This is a genomic window from Ottowia thiooxydans DSM 14619, from assembly GCF_000422885.1.
GTDB lineage: Bacteria > Pseudomonadota > Gammaproteobacteria > Burkholderiales > Burkholderiaceae_C > Ottowia > Ottowia thiooxydans.
The window spans coordinates 110071-129395 of record NZ_AUGX01000015.1; the positions used below are offsets into that span (position 1 = coordinate 110071).

A 19325-nucleotide genomic window follows, 5' to 3' on the forward strand; every position below is an offset into this window, starting at 1 on the left:
CGTGTTGATGCATCAACTCGCAGGCGCATCGGCATTTTCCAGCCCCCATCAATTCAAGCTTTTTGAGCCACACCACCATGAGTAGAGACTTCCTTGACTCCACACACGTCAGCCGTCGCCAGCTTCTAGGTGTTGCCGGCGGTGGGCTACTGGCCACGCACCTGCCTGGCTGCGGCGGCTCTGTCAGTGTGGTGCCCTCCTATGTAAACACCATAGACTGGGCGAAAAAAGCCATCGCACAGGTCATGGGAGAGCAAGTCGATGCGGCCGCCATTTCTGTAGCGCTCCTCAAGCGTGACACTATCGTCTGGCAACAGGCCTTCGGAACGGCTTCTGCAAAGGGAAGCAAACCCGCGACCACCCGGACTCGCTTCAATATTGGTTCCGTTTCCAAGGTGCTGGCCGGCCTTACGGGGGTGATTCTTCAAGACCGGAAATTGATTGATCTTGATACGCCGATCACCCGCTATCTTCCGGCGTTCAAGATGCTGTCACCGGAGTACGAACGGATCACTTCAAGACACCTGCTGTCCCACTCCTCTGGCCTGCCCGGCACGAATGGCAGAAACCTCTTCTCCTTTGCGCCCATACCCGGTTACTCCGCAGACACTGAGGGTGAACTTGCTAACGCCCATCTGAAGCACTCACCCGGACAGCTCGCTGTGTACTGCAATGACGGGTTCACCATGTTCGAGCAGGTTGTGCTGGCTGTCACGGGGCAGCACTATCCGGATTTCGTGGAAGAAAACATTCTCAAGCCCCTGAAAATGACGAATTCCAGCTTCCTGCGAAGCCCGAACCCGGAAGGCGACTTTGCCTATCCACGTTTCGAAGGGAAGCAAACCCCATTGGAGTTCGTCAATGCGTTTGCCACGGGTGGTTTGAGCTCCACACCGTCGGACATGATGAACCTCGCCCGCATGTTCCTTGGCGCAGGGGTATTCCAGGGTGTTCGAATTGTCTCTGCCGCCGGTATTGCGGCCATGGCCACCGATCAGACGAAGAACCTGCAGATCAACCCGTCGCCCGAATGGCGTTGGGGTCTGGGTTGGGACAGCGTCCGGCAGCCCGGGTTAGCGCATGCAAACATCTTCGCCTGGGAGAAAAACGGCGGAACCGCGTTTTTCTCCACGGAATTTTTTGTGCTGCCAGATGCACAAATGGGCCTGCTATTGACTGGCAACGCCGCATACGGCGGCAAGGCGCTCGCGATTGCCGAGGGCATCTTGCTGCGCGCGTTGCAGGAAGAAGGTGCCCTTGCTGCACTTCCTCCAACGGTGGTGAATACCGTGCCTGCTCAGGCCACCCCTGCCAACTTGGCGGCTGCAGCCGGAATCTATGGAAACTATAAGGCCCCCATGCAGGTGGCGTTTGGGGCAGACGCCAGCCTGACGCTTCATCAATGGGATGGCCAAGCCTGGGCTTCACTCTATAAGGATGCGCCGCGGTTCCATTTCCGAAGCGACGGGTGGTGGTGGAGTGACAACGGTTCCCTGCCAAGCTTTCGTTTCACGGAGGAATCGGGTACCGATGACTCCGGCAAGGCCTACCGTTACCGATATTTGATACAGCGAGTGGTGCCTGGAGCAGGGCTTGGAAGAATCACCTTGCCGATAGGCCAGCAATTGGCACCATTGCCCAAGATCTCCGCGGCGTGGCAGGCCAGGCTGAAATCAAAATGGTCGCCAACCAACGAGTCACGAGAGTCGGTTTCGTGGACCGTGACTGACGATATGACGGTCTCAGTGAGCACGCTGGCTGAACTGCCGGGATACATCCTGTTCGGCGGTGCGGATATGGGTTATCAGCTACTAACCCCACTCGCCGATGACCGCGCTGGCCCTTCCGTCAAAATCTCGGTCAATCATGGCCGGGATCTGAACGAAGTCAGCTTTTCAACACTCAATGGTGTGCAGGTGTTGAAAACAGGCAGTCTGATCTACAAACTGGCGTGATCTTTAAGGATCTGTTCACGACATTGCAGACTGAGAGCGGGTTGATCGTGCGCGCTTAGTCCCAAACACGTAAAATCGCGGGTTAAGCCTATGCCCGCTATTTCAATTCAGTCGGTCTCGAAGGTCTACGAGACCTCCGGTAAGCCCGGCTCATCCCCTCTCAAAGCGCTCGACAACGTCAGCTTCGATATCGAAGAGGGCGAATTTTTCGGCCTGCTCGGCCCCAATGGCGCCGGGAAAACCACCTTGATCTCCATCCTGGCTGGCCTCGCGCGGGCCAGTACTGGAAGCATCAAGGTGCACGGCTTCGACGTCAGACATGAGTTCGTTCAGGCACGCCGCCATCTGGGCATCGTGCCGCAGGAGCTGGTGTTCGATCCATTTTTTACCGTGCGCGAGGCGCTGGTGTTCCAGTCAGGTTATTTCGGGCTTCACCGAAATGACGCCTGGATTGATGAATTGCTCCATGGCCTGGGATTGTCCGATAAAGCAGGCGCCAACATGCGTCAGCTTTCGGGCGGTATGAAACGTCGTGTCTTGGTGGCTCAAGCTCTGGTACATAAGCCCCCTGTCATCGTGCTCGACGAGCCCACGGCGGGCGTGGATGTGGAGTTGCGTCAGACACTGTGGCAGTTCGTTGCAGATCTCAACAAGCGTGGGCATACCGTGCTTCTGACCACCCACTATCTGGAAGAAGCCGAGGCACTGTGCTCGCGTCTGGCCATGCTCAAGAAAGGGCGGGTCATTGCGCTTGAGAAAACTAGCACCCTGTTGAGCAATGCGACTTCGAACGTGCTTCACTTCAAAACTGATAGCGCCCTTCCGGAGCATTTGGCTCGGCTGGCACGGGTGACTGGCCGGATCGTGGAGCTGCCGGCAGATGGTCCGGAAGCCATCGAGCGCCATCTCGCTGCGCTGCGCGAGGCTGGCGTCACTGCGGAGGATATGGAGATTCGCAAGGCTGACCTTGAGGATGTATTCATCGAGTTGATGAACGGAGCGCCGGAGGTCGGCGTTACCGAAGCTGGCTTGGCGGAGGTGGCCACCGTATGACCGACGCCAACGTGGCTATGCCCAAAATTGCCCAAACTCCGCCGCGCTTGGAGGCTGTGCCCGCACCCAACGATGGCTGGAAGATGCTCCTCAAAAAGGAGGTGCTCCGGTTTTGGCGCGTGGCTTTCCAGACCATCGCCGCGCCTGTGCTCACGGCCGTGCTCTATCTGTTGATCTTTGGTCACGTGATGAGTGACCGTGTGCAGGTTTATCCAGGGGTGAGCTATGTGGCCTTCCTGGTGCCTGGCCTGGTGATGATGAGCATGCTCCAAAATGCCTTTGCAAACAGCGCATCGAGTTTGGTACAAAGCAAAATCATGGGCAATCTGGTGTTTGTGCTTCTGACGCCACTGGGGCCGTGGCACTGGTTCATTGCTTACGTAGGCGCGGCAATTTTGCGGGGCCTTCTGGTCGGCACAGGGGTGTATGTGATCACCCTGTTTTATGCGCCGGCGCAGGCGGCTGCTCCTGTTTGGATCTTCGTATTCGCTTTACTGGGCACCACGATGATGGGCGTGCTGGGTTTGCTGGCAGGTCTGTGGGCCGATAAGTTCGACCAGATGGCGGTATTTCAGAACTTTGTCGTGATGCCCATGACCTTCCTGGCGGGCGTCTTCTACTCCATCCATTCTTTGCCGGGTGTCTGGCAGCAGCTCAGCCACTTCAATCCGTTCTTCTACATGATCGACGGTTTCAGATACGGGTTCTTCGGGGTGAGCGACGTTTCTCCCTGGTTGAGTCTTGCGGTGGCCGGAGGCAGTTGCCTCGGCATGGCGGTTTTGACGCTACACCTCCTCAAGATCGGGTACAAATTAAGAGGTTGAGGATGCGGCTGAACCTTGGCGTTAGAGACTTGGTAAGTGTCTTCGCCGGGTTGTCCACCCTTCCACCTCTTCCAAACAAAACATGACTGCGCAAGAACTTCAATCCATTATTGCCGCCGGCTTGCCGTGCGAACACCTCAACGTCGAAGGCGACGGGCGCCACTGGTTCGCCACCATCGTCTCGACCGCCTTCGAGGGCCTGCGCCCCATCGCGCGGCATCAGCGCGTGTATGCTGCTCTCGGCGATCGTATGAAGACCGATGAAGTGCACGCGCTGTCGATGAAGACATTGACGCCCGCCGAATATCAAAAAAATCCAGAATGACATGGACAAACTACTGATCCGCGGAGGCCGACCGCTTCGGGGGGAGGTCGTCATTTCCGGCGCCAAAAATGCCGCACTTCCTGAAATGTGCGCGGCTCTTCTGACGGCTGAGCCTGTGGTGCTCACCAATGTGCCACGCCTTCAGGACGTGCGCACCATGCGCAAATTGCTCGACAACATGGGCTGCGTGACAGAAACGCACGGCGAGCGTGGCGGCATGAGCTTCCATGCGGCGGCGTCTCTGACGCCAGAAGCGCCTTACGAGCTGGTCAAGACCATGCGCGCTTCAGTTCTGGCGTTGGGGCCTCTGCTGGCTCGCTTTGGCCGAGCCAAGGTTTCCTTGCCCGGTGGCTGTGCTATCGGGTCACGGCCTGTGGACCAGCACATCAAAGGTCTGCAAGCCATGGGTGCGGAAATCGATGTGGAGCACGGCTATATGCTGGCGCGCTTGCCGGAGGGCCGCACTCGCTTGAAGGGTGCGCGGATCACCACCGATATGGTCACGGTCACGGGCACAGAAAACTTCCTCATGGCCGCTACCCTGGCCGAAGGTGAGACCGTACTGGAAAACGCGGCGCAGGAGCCTGAGATCACCGATCTGGCCGAGATGCTCATCAAAATGGGTGCACGCATTGAAGGCCACGGCACCAGCCGCATCCGTATTATTGGGGTGGAGCAGCTCCACGGTTGCACGCATGAGGTCGTCGCCGACCGTATCGAAGCCGGCACATTCCTGTGCGCCGTGGCTGCTACCGGCGGCGAAGCCACCTTGCGCAATGCGTGCGCTCACCACCTCGATGCGGTGATTGAGAAACTCCGCGACGCCGGCGCAGAGATTGAGGCCCAGGGAGGGCCACACTGCGAAGACGGCCCCAAAGCTCACTCCATCACCATCCGTAGCTTGGGTGGCAGGGCGCTGAAAGCGCAGAGCTTTCGCACCAGCGAGTATCCGGGTTTCCCGACCGACATGCAGGCGCAGTTCATGGCGCTCAATTGCGTAGCTTCCGGCTCCAGCATGGTCACTGAGACTATCTTCGAAAACCGCTTCATGCACGTCAATGAAATGACACGGCTGGGAGCAAGCATCCATATCGACGGCCGTGTCGCCATGATCGATGGTGTGCAGAATTTGTCCGGTGCCAGCGTCATGGCGACCGACTTACGAGCTTCTGCCAGCCTGGTCATCGCCGGGCTGGTGGCCGAAGGTGAAACCTTGATTGACCGCATCTATCACCTCGACCGCGGCTACGACCAGATGGAAGAGAAGCTGCGGGCGATTGGGGCAGATATTCAGAGGGTTGCATCATGATTACTCTCGCGCTCTCCAAGGGCCGCATCTTTGAAGAAACGCTGCCCTTGCTGGCGGCTGCAGGCATTGAGGTGCTCGAAGACCCTGAAAAGTCCAGAAAGCTCATCTTGCCCACGAACCAGGAAGGTGTTCGTGTGGTCCTGGTACGTGCTACTGATGTACCCACCTATGTGGAGTACGGCGGAGCTGATCTTGGCGTAACCGGTAAAGACGTGCTGATTGAGCATGGCGGTGCAGGCCTGTATCAGCCGCTGGATCTGCGGATTGCAAAATGCCACATGGCCGTGGCCGCACCTGCGGGCTTTGATTACATGCGCGCCATACGCCAAGGCAGCCGCATCACCGTGGCCACCAAGTACACCGCCATTGCACGCAATTTCTTCGCGGAAAAGGGCGTGCACGTCGATCTCATCAAGCTTTACGGCAGCATGGAGCTGGCCCCGCTCACCGGCATGGCCGATGCCATCGTCGACCTGGTGAGCACCGGCAAGACGCTTAAGGCGAACAATCTGGTGGAGGTTGAGCACATCATGGATATCAGCTCACGCCTGGTGGTCAACCAGGCCGCGCTGAAGCTCAAGACCGCCCCCATTCGCCGCATCATCGATTCTTTCGCCGCAGCCGTTGGCCCAGTGCCAGTAGCTGCCTGATGGAGCCGAGAGGAACCTCCCAACAATGACCTTCACAGCCACACCCGCCCGCTTATCCACCGCCAGTTCTGATTTTGAGCAGCAGTTTGCAGCGCGCCTGCATTGGAGCGCTGAGCAGGATGCGGCCATCGAGCATCGGGTGAGGGACATCCTGGCTGATGTGCGCAGTCGTGGCGATGCGGCGGTGCTGGAATACACCGAACGATTCGATCACGTCACGGCTGCCAGCATGGGTGGCCTTGAACTGACACCGCAAGAGTTGAAGGCAGCTTTTGAAAGCCTGCCTGCCGTTCAGCGCGAAGCTCTGGAGGTTGCGGCCGCTCGCATCAGGCGCTATCACGAATGGCAAAAACGCCAAGGCGGAGAAACGGCGACCTATCGCGATGAAGATGGCACTTTGCTGGGGCAGAAGATCACTCCGCTGGATCGGGTAGGTATCTACGTACCCGGTGGCAAAGCGGCCTACCCGAGCAGCCTGCTGATGAACGCCATGCCGGCCCACGTGGCCGGTGTGGGTGAGATTGTGATGGTCGTACCCACGCCGCGGGGCGAAAAAAACCCGCTCGTGCTGGCAGCCGCCCACGTCGCCGGTGTGAGTCGCGCCTTCACCATTGGCGGCGCGCAAGCCATTGCGGCGCTGGCCTACGGTACGGCGACGGTGCCTAAGGTGGACAAGATCACCGGCCCCGGCAACGCTTACGTGGCCAGTGCCAAGAAACACGTGTTTGGTACCGTGGGCATCGACATGATTGCCGGGCCGAGCGAGATTCTGGTTCTGGCTGATGGCAGTACGCCTGCCGACTGGGTAGCCATGGATCTATTCAGTCAGGCCGAGCACGACGAATTGGCGCAAAGCATTTTGCTCAGCCCGGATGCGGCGTATATCGATGCCGTCAAGCGGGAGATTGACCGCCTTCTTCCCACCATGCCTCGCGCTGAGATCATTGCCAAAAGCCTTTCAGGCCGCGGCGCCTTGATCCACACGCGAAGCATGGAAGAAGCGTGCGAGATCAGTAACCGCATCGCTCCAGAACATCTGGAGATCAGCAGCAATGATCCGCACCGCTGGGAGCCCTTGCTCAAACACGCTGGCGCCATATTTCTGGGTGCCTATACCAGTGAGTCCTTGGGTGACTACTGCGCTGGCCCCAACCATGTGCTTCCCACCAGCGGTACGGCACGTTTCTCGTCTCCGCTGTCGGTCTACGATTTCCAAAAGCGCAGCAGCCTGATTGAGGTGAGCCAGGCGGGCGCTCAAACGCTCGGCCGAATCGCCCGTGTTCTTGCGCTGGGCGAAGGACTGCAGGCACACGCGGCTGCAGCGGAAATGCGGCTGTCTTCCTGAGAATGTGTTGACGATCTCTGAATGCGCTCGTAAACGTATTCAGAGAGTCCGGCTTCAGCCGCGCCGCATCCGGCTCACTCCCAATACGCTTAACAGCAGGCCCAGTGCCATCAGCGTCCACTCGCTCAGCGTTGGCACGGCGGTGACGCCAGCCACTGGAGCTCCATTGTCATTGTCCTGCACAGTCACTGTTTGCGGGTCACCCCTGACGATCCAGGCTGGGTCGTCTGGATTTGTACTGGCTGATACGCTGATAGGTGCCGCACCGTCTCCACGCGTGGTATTCGGGGTGGCGGTAATCGTGCAGGAAGCCTCGTTTTGGAATGCGGCGAAGTTTACGCTGGCACAGTCGCTGCTGAAACGGGTTGCATCGCCGGCCAAGCTTAGCGCAATGGCATAGGCCGAACGGGGAGGGTTCGTCACCCCGACCGTACAGGTGGCGGTCTGGCCCGCCGCATCGAGCAGCGTGGCGGGTGCGCAGCTGACGCTGACTTCAGGAATGGATGGGATGATGCCGAATGCAACCGCTTGCGCTTCGGACTGCTCTGCGGAGCCAGGTTCGGTATCCAGGCCAGCGATGATTGAGCTTGGGTTCACGGTTGAGTGCATCCAGGCGCTCGCAGCGTACTCTGTAGGAAGCAGGGGCAACTTGCTTCGCAAGACCACGCGCTTCGGATCGGGGTAGGCGGCCAGTACGGTAGCGGGCAGGTTTCCTGCGACGGGCGTGAGCTGAGCCGGGTTGCCCCAGTCTCCGCCATCGGTGGTGAAGTAGATGGATTCGGAGTCTGAACCTGAAATGGGCGTCGTCTCCTCGGCATCCACGGCGAACAATTCGAATTGCAAATCGTGTCCGGCACTGTTTCTGAGCACCAGTTGGCTCAGATTCAAACGCATGATTCCGCCCATGCTGCGCAGCGCCGGCTTGCGTGCGGCGGTGTCGGGCTGGTAACGGAGAGGCAGACCAAATGCGGAACCGCGACCTATCACTGAGCCTACATAGGCCGGCAGGGGCTGGGCGCTTAGATTTCCGTGATAAGTGGCCAGCAGCGAGCCGCGTTCGATGTGGAGCCCCAATTTGGTGGCGACACCGCTGGAGGGGGGTACGTCGAACAGGAAGTCCTGCGCATAGGTGGGGCCCGCACCCACCATGCCAGCGAAATCAAGCCAGCGGATCTGGCTAACGGAGCCGTCAAGCGCTATGTAGGCCTGGGCGGGGGTTTGAGCCTGAGCGAGTGTCCAGGGCAGGAGCAGGCTGGCGAGGGCGAGGATTTTGTGCTTCATATGACAGAACGTTTCTAGCAAGTGCGGAAGTTCAAAGATGGGCGTGAAAAACCGGCGCAAGCATGATGTGCTGCCCCAGCGAACCGTGTGTCCGAAATCGGTGTGTGAGAACGTGTTCGTGTTTTTTCGGACTCTCGAAAAGATCATGGAAACGCTCTAAGACCAGGGCAGAGACTTGAAGCAGCCCCGCCGCCGTAACCTTTAGTTCCTCCCAAATTCATTTGTTGAAAATGCACGATAGAACGAAGTGGTGCTTTCTCCTTGGGCTGTAGCGAAATCGACACGGACTAAAGTGAAATGGTCCAGGTAACTTTTTGTACTGAGCCATACTGAAGCGAAGAAACAAAGATAAGCAAGGAGAGGAGGTCAACATGGGAGCTCCGCCGAGCGATCAATCCCCTACTCAGCGGTTAAGCTGCCCACCGATTCATGATCTGAGTCGCCTGAAGGCGTTTCAAGAGCAATTTGAGGCGTTTCTTGGGGGAATTCATGTCGAACCGCTGAACGGTTCTCCGCTAGCTATTGAAGGCACGGTGACCAGGTTCGAGCAAGTGTCCATCCAGATCGGGGAGGCTTCGCCATCTCGCTGTACCCACCCCGCTTCGATGGTCCCCGACGACAGCGTTTTGCTCATGGGGATCTATGAGGGAAGTGGCTCCATAAGCGTTCGTGGCAGTGAATGTCGTCTGGGCGGCGGGGATATGGTTTTTGCTGGATCCCACCACCCGGAATCGGTCGTGACGTACATCCCTACGCACTTGTGCCAGGTTACTTTGAACCGCTCAATGCTGAGCTCCATGCAGGTCGATGTGGACTCCGCCATGTTGCAGCCGCTACGAGGGCATCCGGTAGTCTCGATGTTGATGCGCTATGCGTACATGCTGCGCGATCACGACGATCTGACCACGCCCGAATTGCGCCGTGCAGCCACCGTGCACTTGCATGATCTCGCGGCCCTCGCCGCGGGCGCTACGGGAGACGTGGCCCACATAGCTCAAGGTCGTGGCGCGCGCGCGGCTCGCCTGTTGGCTATCAAGCGCGACATCACAGCGCATTTCACGGATGGAGCGCTGTCTGTAGGTGCGGTAGCCCGGCGGCATGGCATTACGCCCCGTTACCTCCATATGTTGCTGGCCCAGGAGGGACTCTCCTTCAGTTCGTTGGTCATGGAGCAGCGCCTGGCGCTGGTGTACCGCCGGCTGGTAGATCCGAGATTGAGTGGTTGTGCTATCCAAACGCTCGCTTTTGACGCGGGTTTTGGTGATTTGTCCTATTTCAACCGCAACTTCAGAGAGCGGTATGGCATGACGCCCTCCGAGGCACGTGCGGGTGAGTTCTTGTAGCATGGGCGTCCTGCTTGGAGCGTGTTGACGATCTATTCGGAGTCCGAATAGATCGTCAACACGTTCTGAGCGCGCTGTGTTGAATGAGCCGCTCCACGATTGCCCCCTTCATGAATACGGAAACCCACTCCCACGATCCGCTCTCGCGTCTCCGCCAGGATGTACAAGGCATGCACGCCTACGCCGTGCAAGATTCTTCCGGCATGCTGAAGCTGGATGCGATGGAAAACTCGCACCGGCTGCCGTCGGCATTGCGTGCCGAACTGGGCCGCAGGCTTGGTGAGGTGGCCATCAATCGCTACCCGGGCGAGCGAGTACATGATTTGAAGCAAGCACTGGCGCATTACGCGGCCCTTCCCCCGGATTGGTCCTTGATGCTGGGCAATGGCTCGGACGAGCTCATTAGCTTGCTGGCCATGGCCTGCGACACCCCGGGTTCTGCAGAGCCCGCGGTCATCCTGGCACCTCTGCCGGGATTCGTGATGTATGGCATGAGCGCGCAGTTCCAGGGGCTCGCCTTTCGTGGTATACCGCTCACGGCCGAGTTTGAGCTCGACGAATCCGCGATGCTGAATGCCATCGATGAATATCGCCCCGCTGTCCTTTACCTGGCCTACCCCAACAACCCCACCGGCACCCTGTGGAACCAAGGGGTGATTGAGCGCCTGATAGATGCCCAGGGCGCGCAGGGAGGGCTGGTGGTTATGGATGAGGCCTATCAACCCTTCGCTGCGCGCAGCTGGATCGAATCGGTGCATGCTGCGCCTGAGCGCCATCGGCACGTGCTGGTGATGCGAACGCTCAGCAAATTCGGCTTGGCAGGCGTGCGTCTTGGCTATTTGATGGGCCCGGCGCGCATCGTGGCGCAGCTCGATAAGCTGCGCCCCCCCTATAACGTGAGCGTGCTGAACGCAGAGTGCGCGCTGTTCGCGCTCGAGCACCGCGAGGTGTTTGCGGCCCAGGCGGTTGATATTCGTGCGGAGCGGGAAAAACTCCTGTCTGCGCTGAACCTTCTGCCAGGAGTTCACGCCTATTCCAGTGAGGCCAATATGCTGCTGGTGCGCTTGCCGGATGCCCCCAAAACCTTTGAAGGAATGAAGGCGCGCAAGGTGTTGGTGAAGAACGTTTCTACAATGCATCCTTTACTGGCCAATTGCCTACGCCTGACTGTAGGCACCGAGAGAGAAAATGAGCAGATGCTGGCCGCTCTGCAAGCATCCCTATGAATACTCCACGCACCGCAGAAGTCTCCCGCGACACCGCTGAGACCAAAATCAAAGTACGCCTTAACCTGGATGGCAGCGGGCAATCGCGCCTGTCTACAGGAATTGGCTTTTTTGACCACATGCTCGATCAAATTGCCCGCCACGGCATGATTGATCTGGATGTCCAATGCGAGGGCGATCTGCATATCGATGGTCACCACTCCGTGGAAGACGTGGGCATTGCCATCGGGCAGGCAGTCAAGGAGGCCGTGGGCGATAAAAAAGGCATCACACGTTACGGCCACAGTTATGTGCCCCTGGATGAGGCACTTTCACGTGTGGTGATCGATTTTTCTGGCCGCCCCGGGCTGGTGGCCGATGTGAAATTCACCAGCGGCATGATTGGCAGCTTTGACACCCAGCTCTTCCACGAGTTTTTCCAGGGGTTCGTCAATCACGCCTTTGTGACGCTGCATTTAGACAACCTCAAAGGCGTCAACGCGCATCACCAGGCCGAGACCGTTTTCAAGGCCTTTGGCCGTGCGTTGCGTATGGCCCTTACCTTAGACCCGCGTTCAGAAGGGCAGATTCCTTCTACCAAGGGCGTGCTCTAGGGCGTGAGGCGCCGCCGCAAGCGGCGCTTTCTACACCTTAGGGGGCTGGCGCTGAGCCCAGCGCGCCCGTTGCTAGAGCCAGGGTCACCGCCGCTGATTGGGCGGCTGCACGTGCATCGGCGAGGAGTTGACCCGCCTCGATCAGTTGTGTCTCCGCCAAGGTGGCTGCGGTCACGGTTCCTACACCGTGGCGGTAAGCGTCTGAGGCCGCATCCTGGGTCACGCCAGCAGCCAGGCGCAGTTCGGTCGCCGCCTGCACAGAGGCAAGCGCGCTGAAAAGTGCGTCTTGTGCCACGACGATCTGTTGCACTGCTTGCTGACGTACTCGATCAAGTCGTGCCTGGGCTGCTTCAACGCGCTGCTGCGCCTGCATCTGCATGGAAGATCGTGTCTGCCCGTCCCAAAGAGGTACCGTAACGCCAATGAAAGCGCCGACGCCTGAGCCGCTGCCAGCCAGGTTGAGCGTGGGGCCGTCTTGCCCAGCGCTTGGGAAAGTGGTCACATTGGCGCCGCTGCTGCGGGAGGCCGAGGCTGCCAGGAACACTTTGGGCATCCGGGCGGCTTCCGAAGCCCTGGCCCCTGCGCGGCTGGCCTGAAGTGTTGCGTACGCGGCCTGAATATCCGGGCGTCGAGCCAAGGCATCAGCCACCAGTCGTTCGATGGGCTCCTTGTCTGCCAGCCCAAGCCGAGGTGTAGGCGCCTCCGCCAGCTTCAGAGGGGTCAGGGGAGAGATACCCATGGCGGCAATCAATGAGTGATAGGTGTCGCGCTCCCTTCCTTGGGCCTGCACTCTTGCAAATTCCGCTTGAGCGACCGCTTGCTTTGCATGAGCCACTTCAATCACTGTGCCAATGCCCTGTTTGAAGCGCGCCTGGGCAGCCTCGAGAATCTCGCGGCTATTGGCGAGCGCGCCTTGCGCCACGCCTATGCGCGCTCGCGCAGCTCCATGAGAGTAGTAGGCCAGACTCACGGCTTCAATAATTTGCTGATGGGCCGCGGTGAACCCTATGTTGGCGACCATGGCCTCATGCTCAGCCCCTTGCGCAATAGCCGCGCGCTCTCCAAAGTCGAACAGTAGCCATTGCAGGGAAAGCACCCCGGCTGCCGCGTGACCATTTCTTTCGCTCTCAATGGAAACGGATTGGCCCCCTGCATCTCCCTGCCGATGCCGCGCACCTGCCAGCACTGTGGCTGAAAGCCTGGGCAACCAGCTTCGTTGAGCGATACCGGCCGTCGTCGCCGCATTTTTCGCCGCGATCCATGCAATTCGGGTCGCAGGATGGTTGCGCTGTGCGAGGTCGATCAGCTCTGCAAGTGAATACAGGCGCGAGGGGTCGACGTCCGGCGTGGCGGCTAGTTCAGCCAGAGCTGGCTGGGAAGGTAGAACGAAATCCTTCTGAGGGGCGTTGGGATACCAGGCGGCGTCGGGTCGGGGAGGTGCCAACTGGGGCGTAGGGGCGGCGCAGGCGCCCAGCAGCCCAAGTGCGATGCAAGAGACGATGAGCCTAACGCACGGCATGCGGAGCCTCTGTGGGGGGGAGAGTGGCATCGGTTTGCTTCTGTACGGCATCTGACACTGCGAGCAAGGGTTGCCGCAGCCAGGAGGGGAGCGCTGGCAACTGAACCGCTGGTGTTGGTACTGCAGTTTCAAGCTGTCGGGCCCATGTATTGAGCACCCCGGCCAGCTTAGGGTTGCCGGGTTGGAGTATCAGGGGGCCGGCGAGTGCGTAAGTGGTGTGCAAGGTCTGCTCGCGCTGAGCGATCCATTGCGGGCTGGGCCGCACGCTAGCCGGCTCATAAGCCAAAAGAGCCAGGTCGGCGGCGGCGGCAGATTGGCCACTTTCCAAGCTTGCAAGCTGAACGCTGGCCAGGCGAGATCCCGGAGCTTCGGCAATGCGTGCCAGTCGGCTCAGCAGCAATGCCAGCGCGGAGTCGATCCGCGAAGCCACACTCACTGGCCATAGGCGCGTAAAAACGAGGTACATGACGGCATTACCGATCAAGATGCCAATGACTCGGTCACGTGCAACCCCGAAGTCGTAGGAGGGGCCGTTTCCCTGAAGCACGCACAGGTAAAAAGCGAAAGCGATCTGAAAGCCGGCGTAGGAGATGCGCGAGCTTCCTGCGGCCACCCAGGTGGCCCCCAAGGTCACCACAAAAATCAGTGCCAAAAGGCCTGCGAGGCCTTCTATAGCCGGAAGCACCCACAGCAACGCCGCCAGGCTAATGGCCGCACCCACCAGGCAGCCCGTCATGCGAAGGCTGAGTTTCTGAACCGTTTCACCCGTTGTGCTCAGGGCCACGATGAAGCAGGTGATAAACGCCGTGTGGATGTCATTCCAACCTAGCGCGTGATAGAAAAGGTAGCAAAACATGGCCGCGCCGGTGGCCTTAATCGCAAACCGCACGTGCGTGGGATTGCGAAACGCGTCGGCCGCGAAAAAGCCTGAAGGCGGGTCCGGATTGGGCGGTGCAGGTTCATTCGCATCCGTAAAGCCCGTGAGCGCATGACGCAAAGCCATCAGGGCCCGGCCGGCCTGTTCGGAGAGCGATGCATCTGCGAGCGCCGGCAATTGCACTTCTACAGGGTACGCGCCGCGATCCAGGATGCGTGCCATCTCTTCGAGCGTGTTCGCTATGGCGCTTCGTGCGTTTTCGTCTGGCAGAACCGGATCAAGCGTATCCACGAGGACCAGTACCCGCGCGGTGGCTTCATTGGCGTGGCCCAAGGCATTGATCGTTTTCGCCGGACTCGTGTGCTCCAAACTGGCCAGCCGTAACCAGGATTGGATGTCGCCTGTGCCTTCCATCCGCAGTTGCCGCAGTTCGCTGCGGCTTTCATCGTCGCCGGAGCGAAGTACGCCGGCTGCGGCCCACAGCCGGCGTGCCAACGCCGATTGGGCCAGGCGGCGTGGTGCGGGCCCTATCAGCAGGTTGACGACGGTGGATACGCCCACAGGGATCGCCACCATGAGCCAGGCGTAGAGCAGGGCGCGTGTCGCGAGTTCTCCAACCGGCAGCATTCCGATCAGCGAGAGCGCATACGTGGTGATCAAGGCCAGGATGCCTCCCACAGGCGCCAGTTTGCTCGCTGAAGTGAGGAAAAACAATCCAAAGGCGATCAGCGTCATGCTCGCCAGCAAGGCTGCTGGCCGGCCAATAAGGCCGTTGGCTATCAAGGCAACCAGCCCGATGAGTAGAGAAGCCATCACCAGCATTCCCATGCCCATCACGATGCTGGTGGTGCGATCTGCGCGTAACAAGAAAAATCCCACATAGGCCGTTAATGCGACCTCAGGCGTGTGGAACCACTCAGCCACTGCTACGCTGAGCGTGCAGACAAGTGTCAGCCGGAAAGCGAATTCAAGCCGGCCCGGGGTTGGCCTGAGCAGGGCGAGCAAAGCGCGAGCACTTGGCATGGGCATCGGCCGCGCCGTCAAAGATTCAGGGGCAGGCGCTGCCATGGCGGATCTCTATCACCGCGCTGGCGCCCAGCCGCATCAGAGTATCGGGCGGCTGATGGATGTCCACGCGCACCGGAAACCGCTGAGCCACACGGACCCAATTCATTGATTTCTGCACATAAGGCAGGCTACGGGGCAATGCAATGCGTTCGGCATCGAGCACACCGGCCCCAATCCCCTGTACCGTGCCTCGCAGGGCCGTGCGCCGGTCGATCATGGAATACACAGTGGCGCAGTCGCCCACAGCTATTTTTGAGAGATCAGACTCGCGCAGGTTGGCGACGGCCGACCACTCCTTGGACACCACCAGAGTGAAGAGCGATTGGGAGGGAGCCACGATTTCCCCGCTGGTAACAGTCAACCCCGCCACTCGGCCATCATGGGGTGCACGAACCGTCGCACTGGCTAGCGCGTGCCGGGCCAGCCCTACAGCTGCCTCGCGGGCGCGGACGGTCGCCAGGCCGCCGTCTTCGTTTCCCACCGCCTGTACGGAAGCGCGCGCTTGCTCCTGCGCCTGGCGCAGGGTGGTCTGCGCATCACGCTCTGCGGTTTCCGCTTGGTCCAACTGCTGCTGCGGTACGTAGCCCTTGGCTGCCAGGGGGCGCAGCCTTTCTGTCGTGCGGCGAGCAAGGGCGAGATTTGTCTCCGCTCGCCGTGTTTGATCCGCCGCTTGTGACACCGCGGAGCGTTGCGTTGCTACACCACGCTGCTGCGTGGCCAGGGTGGCACGGGCAAGAGCCAGATCGGCTTCCGCTTGGTTAACGGCCAGTTGCAAAGGTTCCGGGTCAATCTGGAACAGCTCTTCACCGGCACGGACGCTGCTGTTCTCTTTGACTGAGATGCGGCTGATACGACCGCCCACCGTTGAAGCAATGTGCACCACCTCGGCATCCAGCGTTGCATCATCCGAGGAAATCGCCTTGCCCTGTTGATGCACCAGCCATGCCCCGGCGCCCACCGCCACGGCCACCAGAATGATCACCACGGCGCGCCGCCAGACGGCCGGGCTATGTTCGCCAGCAGCCTTCATGGCAGTGCTCCTGCAATAAGAAACCAGGAGGCCAATGCGAGCAGAAATCCGCTCGCCAGGCAAAGGGCAAGCGGCCATGGCCAGCTTGTACCGGAGCCCGTCAACACCATGAGCAGGCGCACCGCCACCGCCAGCAATACCCAGAGCACCGCAAACAGAAGCCAGGAAGGGAAATAAGCCCCGAAAAAAACGTGGCTAGGCGCGCTGGGACCACCGCAGCCCGAAAGACCTGAAAGAATCAGGCAAGTGATGGTGCAGGCTGTGGGCCTTAAGATGAAATCGTAAGAACGCATGAACGCATTGAACGTTGAATGAGCGGCTCATCTGAGGGGCGTGTCTTGGGCTGTCCGCCTCCTGAAATCCTCACCGAACTACCTGGGTGGCGATCTCGCCCAGATGACGCAGATGATGGTAACCCACAGAGCGGTTATTTTTCTGTATGAGACGATACGAGCTGACGGCATCAGATGCTTTCGTTATCCAGCGGCCGGTTGTACTTTCGGGCGATCTCCCTATTAGCTCCGGCCGTCCTTGGGCACGCGAACCGGCCGCAGCCAAAAACTGAATAAAATCATCGCTCTGCGCACTCAAAACGCGCAACGAAATATGAATCCTATAGTTAACCAGACAGTCGCGGTAATCGATTACGGCATGGGCAACCTGCACTCCGTGGCGCAGGCGGTCATGCATGCCACGGCTGATACGCGCGTGAAGGCGGTCGTGACCTCTGACCCCAACGTGGTGAGAGACGCCCATCGTGTGGTGCTGCCTGGGCAGGGTGCCATGGCGGATTGCATGCGCCAGCTCAATGATTCTGGCCTGCTTGAGGCAGTGTTGGAGGCGGCGAGTAGCAAGCCGCTGTTCGGCGTTTGCGTGGGTATGCAGATGTTGCTAGATCACAGCGCCGAAGGCCGTACCGCCGAAGGAACTCCAGGACTCGGGCTGATTCCCGGTCAGGTGGTGAAATTCGATTTAGCGGGGCGTAACGCGCCCGATGGCAGCCGTTACAAGGTGCCGCAAATGGGGTGGAACCGTGTGGCGCAAGCCCAGCCTCATGCCGTGTGGCAAGATGTGCCGGATGGCAGCTGGTTCTATTTCGTCCACAGCTACTACGCACAGCCGTCTGAGGCGCGCCACTGCGCGGGTCAGGCAGACTATGGCGGACGTTTCGCCGCCGCCATCGCACGCGATAATATTTTCGCGACTCAGTTTCACCCTGAAAAAAGTGCGGCTCAAGGGCTCGCCCTTTACCGCAATTTCCTCCACTGGGAACCTTGAATTCAAGGCCGCCCGGTTGGGCGCTTGCGCATTCGGCGTGAGCGTCCTTCCTGGCTCCACGCAACGCTCCATCTATTCGCCATGCTTCTGATTCCCGCCATCGATCTCAAAGACGGTCACTGCGTTCGCCTCAAACAAGGCGATATGGACCAGGCCACTACATTCAGCGAAGACCCCGCAGCCATGGCCGCAAAGTGGCTCGAACGCGGCGCGCGCCGACTGCATCTGGTCGATCTGAATGGCGCTTTCGCTGGCAAGCCACAGAATATGGATGCCATCAAATCCATTTTGAAGGAAGTTGGCGATGACATTCCAGTGCAACTGGGAGGCGGAATCCGCGATCTGGACACCATTGAGCGCTACATAGATGCCGGTTTGGCGTACGTCATCATTGGCACAGCAGCGGTCAAGAACCCCGGCTTCCTGAAAGACGCATGCACGGCCTTTGGCGGGCACATCATCGTTGGCCTGGATGCGAAAGACGGAAAAGTAGCCACCGATGGCTGGAGCAAGCTGACCGGCCATGAAGTCATAGATCTCGCCAAAAAATTCGAAGACTGGGGCGTGGAGAGCATCATCTACACCGACATCGGCCGCGACGGCATGTTGAGTGGCATCAATATCGATGCCACTGTGAAGCTGGCGCAAGCCCTGAGCATTCCCGTCATCGCCTCCGGCGGACTCTCGAACATGGCGGATATCGAAGCCTTGTGCGCGGTTGAGGGTGAGGGCGTTCAGGGGGTCATCTGTGGCCGTGCCGTCTACAGCGGTGACCTCGACTTTGCCAAGGCCCAGGAGCGGGCTGACGAGCTCAACGGTTGAAGCGCCTATAAATGCTTGCTAAACGCATCATCCCCTGCCTTGACGTCACCGGTGGCCGCGTGGTCAAAGGTGTCAACTTCGTCGAGTTGCGAGACGCTGGCGACCCAGTTGAAATTGCTGCTCGTTACAACGAGCAGGGCGCAGACGAACTGACGTTTCTAGATATCACCGCCACCAGCGATGGGCGTGATCTGATCTTGCACATCATCGAGGCAGTGGCTTCGCAGGTATTCATCCCGCTCACGGTGGGTGGTGGTGTTCGTACGGTGGAAGACGTGCGGCGGCTCTTAAACGCCGGTGCGGACAAAACCAGCTTCAATTCAGCGGCTATCGCGAACCCGCAGGTTATCCGTGATGCTTCGGCAAAGTATGGCGCCCAAGCCATCGTCGTTGCCATTGATGCCAAGCGGCGAGGAGGCGATGACCTGCTCGAGCGCGGTCCAGGCTGGGACGTCTACAGCCACGGCGGTCGCAAGAACACGGGCCTGGACGCCGTAGAGTGGGCTCGCAAGATGGCCGAGTACGGCGCCGGAGAAATCCTGCTCACCAGCATGGACAGGGATGGCACCAAGTCTGGTTTCGATCTCGAATTGACGCGCTCCGTGGCTGACGCCGTTCCGGTGCCTGTGATCGCCTCCGGCGGCGTGGGTACACTCGACCACTTGGCCGACGGCGTTCAGATCGGTGGCGCCGACGCGGTGCTGGCGGCCAGCATCTTCCACTACGGGGAGTTTACGGTGGCCCAGGCCAAGCATCGCATGGACGAGCGAGGCATTACCGTACGCATCTGAAGGCTTGAGCTTCTTCGAACTCGATCATAGGTTCGA

At 59.6% G+C, this 19325-nt stretch carries 18 protein-coding genes; 13 read left to right on the forward strand and 5 right to left on the reverse strand.

Features of this window, described 5'->3' with window-relative positions:
- Positions 1-77 precede the first annotated feature (77 nt).
- The 7 genes from G518_RS0114840 (at position 78) to hisD (ending at position 7461) form a co-directional block, all read left to right on the forward strand.
- Positions 78-1955 (forward strand): serine hydrolase domain-containing protein, encoded by a 1878-nt coding sequence (locus G518_RS0114840; protein ID WP_028603228.1) that lies wholly within the window; start codon positions 78-80, stop codon positions 1953-1955.
- A 90-nt stretch (positions 1956-2045) separates the two neighbouring features.
- A complete protein-coding gene (locus G518_RS0114845) occupies positions 2046-3008 on the forward strand; it encodes an ABC transporter ATP-binding protein (RefSeq protein WP_028603229.1) in 963 nt (320 codons plus the stop codon).
- Between the two features lie 17 nt (positions 3009-3025).
- Positions 3026-3832 carry an ABC transporter permease gene (locus G518_RS0114850; RefSeq protein ID WP_051236740.1) on the forward strand — a complete coding sequence of 269 codons (807 nt, stop codon included), beginning with the start codon at positions 3026-3028 and terminating at the stop codon, positions 3830-3832.
- 82 nt (positions 3833-3914) lie between these two features.
- Positions 3915-4157, forward strand: a complete 243-nt coding sequence (locus G518_RS0114855; protein ID WP_028603231.1) for a BolA family protein — start codon at positions 3915-3917, stop codon at positions 4155-4157.
- Between the two features lies 1 nt (position 4158).
- Positions 4159-5466, forward strand: coding sequence for a UDP-N-acetylglucosamine 1-carboxyvinyltransferase (gene murA / locus G518_RS0114860; RefSeq protein ID WP_028603232.1), 1308 nt, complete (start codon positions 4159-4161; stop codon positions 5464-5466).
- Positions 5463-6116, forward strand: coding sequence for an ATP phosphoribosyltransferase (gene hisG / locus G518_RS0114865; RefSeq protein ID WP_028603233.1), 654 nt, complete (start codon positions 5463-5465; stop codon positions 6114-6116). Before murA ends, hisG begins: the two co-directional genes overlap by 4 nt.
- A gap of 25 nt (positions 6117-6141) precedes the next feature.
- Positions 6142-7461, forward strand: a complete 1320-nt coding sequence (hisD, locus tag G518_RS0114870) for a histidinol dehydrogenase (RefSeq protein WP_028603234.1) — start codon at positions 6142-6144, stop codon at positions 7459-7461.
- 54 nt (positions 7462-7515) lie between these two features.
- Here hisD and G518_RS0114875 read toward each other — a convergent pair whose 3' ends face one another.
- Positions 7516-8742: an IPTL-CTERM sorting domain-containing protein gene (locus G518_RS0114875; RefSeq protein ID WP_028603235.1), complete on the reverse strand. Its 1227-nt coding sequence runs from the start codon at positions 8740-8742 to the stop codon at positions 7516-7518.
- Positions 8743-9113: 371 nt separating this feature from the next.
- On the opposite strand from G518_RS0114875, the gene G518_RS38490 reads away from it, so the two are divergent.
- From G518_RS38490 to hisB, 3 genes are all read left to right on the forward strand, one after another.
- The gene (locus G518_RS38490) at positions 9114-10085 is read left to right on the forward strand and encodes a helix-turn-helix transcriptional regulator (protein WP_051236721.1); all 972 of its coding nucleotides are present in this window, start codon (positions 9114-9116) and stop codon (positions 10083-10085) included.
- A gap of 110 nt (positions 10086-10195) precedes the next feature.
- Positions 10196-11311, forward strand: coding sequence for a histidinol-phosphate transaminase (hisC, locus tag G518_RS0114890; RefSeq protein WP_028603236.1), 1116 nt, complete (start codon positions 10196-10198; stop codon positions 11309-11311).
- Positions 11308-11904, forward strand: a complete 597-nt coding sequence (gene hisB, locus G518_RS0114895) for an imidazoleglycerol-phosphate dehydratase HisB (RefSeq protein WP_036594775.1) — start codon at positions 11308-11310, stop codon at positions 11902-11904. The genes hisC and hisB overlap by 4 nt, the downstream gene beginning before the upstream one ends.
- A gap of 37 nt (positions 11905-11941) precedes the next feature.
- On the opposite strand, the gene G518_RS0114900 is transcribed toward hisB, so the two are convergent.
- Genes G518_RS0114900 through G518_RS35270 form a run of 4 tightly spaced genes read right to left on the reverse strand, consistent with a single transcriptional unit; the run spans position 11942 to position 16691 of the window.
- On the reverse strand, positions 11942-13423 hold the full coding sequence (locus G518_RS0114900; RefSeq protein ID WP_028603238.1) for a TolC family protein: 1482 nt from the start codon (positions 13421-13423) through the stop codon (positions 11942-11944).
- Positions 13410-15368 (reverse strand): FUSC family protein, encoded by a 1959-nt coding sequence (locus G518_RS0114905; RefSeq protein ID WP_028603239.1) that lies wholly within the window; start codon positions 15366-15368, stop codon positions 13410-13412. The genes G518_RS0114900 and G518_RS0114905 overlap by 14 nt, the downstream gene beginning before the upstream one ends.
- On the reverse strand, positions 15349-16398 hold the full coding sequence (mdtN, locus tag G518_RS0114910; protein ID WP_028603240.1) for a multidrug transporter subunit MdtN: 1050 nt from the start codon (positions 16396-16398) through the stop codon (positions 15349-15351). The genes G518_RS0114905 and mdtN overlap by 20 nt, the downstream gene beginning before the upstream one ends.
- The gene (locus G518_RS35270) at positions 16395-16691 is read right to left on the reverse strand and encodes a hypothetical protein (RefSeq protein ID WP_051236722.1); all 297 of its coding nucleotides are present in this window, start codon (positions 16689-16691) and stop codon (positions 16395-16397) included. The genes mdtN and G518_RS35270 overlap by 4 nt, the downstream gene beginning before the upstream one ends.
- Before the next feature lie 313 nt (positions 16692-17004).
- Here G518_RS35270 and hisH point away from each other — a divergent pair, with 313 nt between their 5' ends.
- From hisH to hisF, 3 genes are all read left to right on the forward strand, one after another.
- The gene (gene hisH / locus G518_RS0114920) at positions 17005-17676 is read left to right on the forward strand and encodes an imidazole glycerol phosphate synthase subunit HisH (RefSeq protein WP_028603241.1); all 672 of its coding nucleotides are present in this window, start codon (positions 17005-17007) and stop codon (positions 17674-17676) included.
- 81 nt (positions 17677-17757) lie between these two features.
- Complete coding sequence (gene hisA, locus G518_RS0114925; RefSeq protein WP_028603242.1) at positions 17758-18498, forward strand: 1-(5-phosphoribosyl)-5-[(5-phosphoribosylamino)methylideneamino]imidazole-4-carboxamide isomerase; 741 nt, start codon at positions 17758-17760, stop codon at positions 18496-18498.
- Positions 18499-18509: 11 nt separating this feature from the next.
- Positions 18510-19289, forward strand: coding sequence for an imidazole glycerol phosphate synthase subunit HisF (hisF, locus tag G518_RS0114930; protein ID WP_028603243.1), 780 nt, complete (start codon positions 18510-18512; stop codon positions 19287-19289).
- Positions 19290-19325 lie beyond the last annotated feature (36 nt).

Excerpts from the sequence above, each read along its gene's own strand:
- G518_RS0114840 (WP_028603228.1), top strand. The coding sequence starts at position 78 with ATGAGTAGAGACTTCCTTGACTCCACACACGTCAGCCGTCGCCAGCTT.
- G518_RS0114845 (WP_028603229.1), top strand. The coding sequence starts at position 2,046 with ATGCCCGCTATTTCAATTCAGTCGGTCTCGAAGGTCTACGAGACCTCC.
- G518_RS0114850 (WP_051236740.1), top strand. The coding sequence starts at position 3,026 with ATGCCCAAAATTGCCCAAACTCCGCCGCGCTTGGAGGCTGTGCCCGCA.
- G518_RS0114855 (WP_028603231.1), top strand. The coding sequence starts at position 3,915 with ATGACTGCGCAAGAACTTCAATCCATTATTGCCGCCGGCTTGCCGTGC.
- murA (WP_028603232.1), top strand. The coding sequence starts at position 4,159 with ATGGACAAACTACTGATCCGCGGAGGCCGACCGCTTCGGGGGGAGGTC.
- hisG (WP_028603233.1), top strand. The coding sequence starts at position 5,463 with ATGATTACTCTCGCGCTCTCCAAGGGCCGCATCTTTGAAGAAACGCTG.
- hisD (WP_028603234.1), top strand. The coding sequence starts at position 6,142 with ATGACCTTCACAGCCACACCCGCCCGCTTATCCACCGCCAGTTCTGAT.
- G518_RS0114875 (WP_028603235.1), bottom strand. The coding sequence starts at position 8,742 with ATGAAGCACAAAATCCTCGCCCTCGCCAGCCTGCTCCTGCCCTGGACA.
- G518_RS38490 (WP_051236721.1), top strand. The coding sequence starts at position 9,114 with ATGGGAGCTCCGCCGAGCGATCAATCCCCTACTCAGCGGTTAAGCTGC.
- hisC (WP_028603236.1), top strand. The coding sequence starts at position 10,196 with ATGAATACGGAAACCCACTCCCACGATCCGCTCTCGCGTCTCCGCCAG.
- hisB (WP_036594775.1), top strand. The coding sequence starts at position 11,308 with ATGAATACTCCACGCACCGCAGAAGTCTCCCGCGACACCGCTGAGACC.
- G518_RS0114900 (WP_028603238.1), bottom strand. The coding sequence starts at position 13,423 with ATGCCGTGCGTTAGGCTCATCGTCTCTTGCATCGCACTTGGGCTGCTG.
- G518_RS0114905 (WP_028603239.1), bottom strand. The coding sequence starts at position 15,368 with ATGGCAGCGCCTGCCCCTGAATCTTTGACGGCGCGGCCGATGCCCATG.
- mdtN (WP_028603240.1), bottom strand. The coding sequence starts at position 16,398 with ATGAAGGCTGCTGGCGAACATAGCCCGGCCGTCTGGCGGCGCGCCGTG.
- G518_RS35270 (WP_051236722.1), bottom strand. The coding sequence starts at position 16,691 with ATGCGTTCTTACGATTTCATCTTAAGGCCCACAGCCTGCACCATCACT.
- hisH (WP_028603241.1), top strand. The coding sequence starts at position 17,005 with ATGAATCCTATAGTTAACCAGACAGTCGCGGTAATCGATTACGGCATG.
- hisA (WP_028603242.1), top strand. The coding sequence starts at position 17,758 with ATGCTTCTGATTCCCGCCATCGATCTCAAAGACGGTCACTGCGTTCGC.
- hisF (WP_028603243.1), top strand. The coding sequence starts at position 18,510 with ATGCTTGCTAAACGCATCATCCCCTGCCTTGACGTCACCGGTGGCCGC.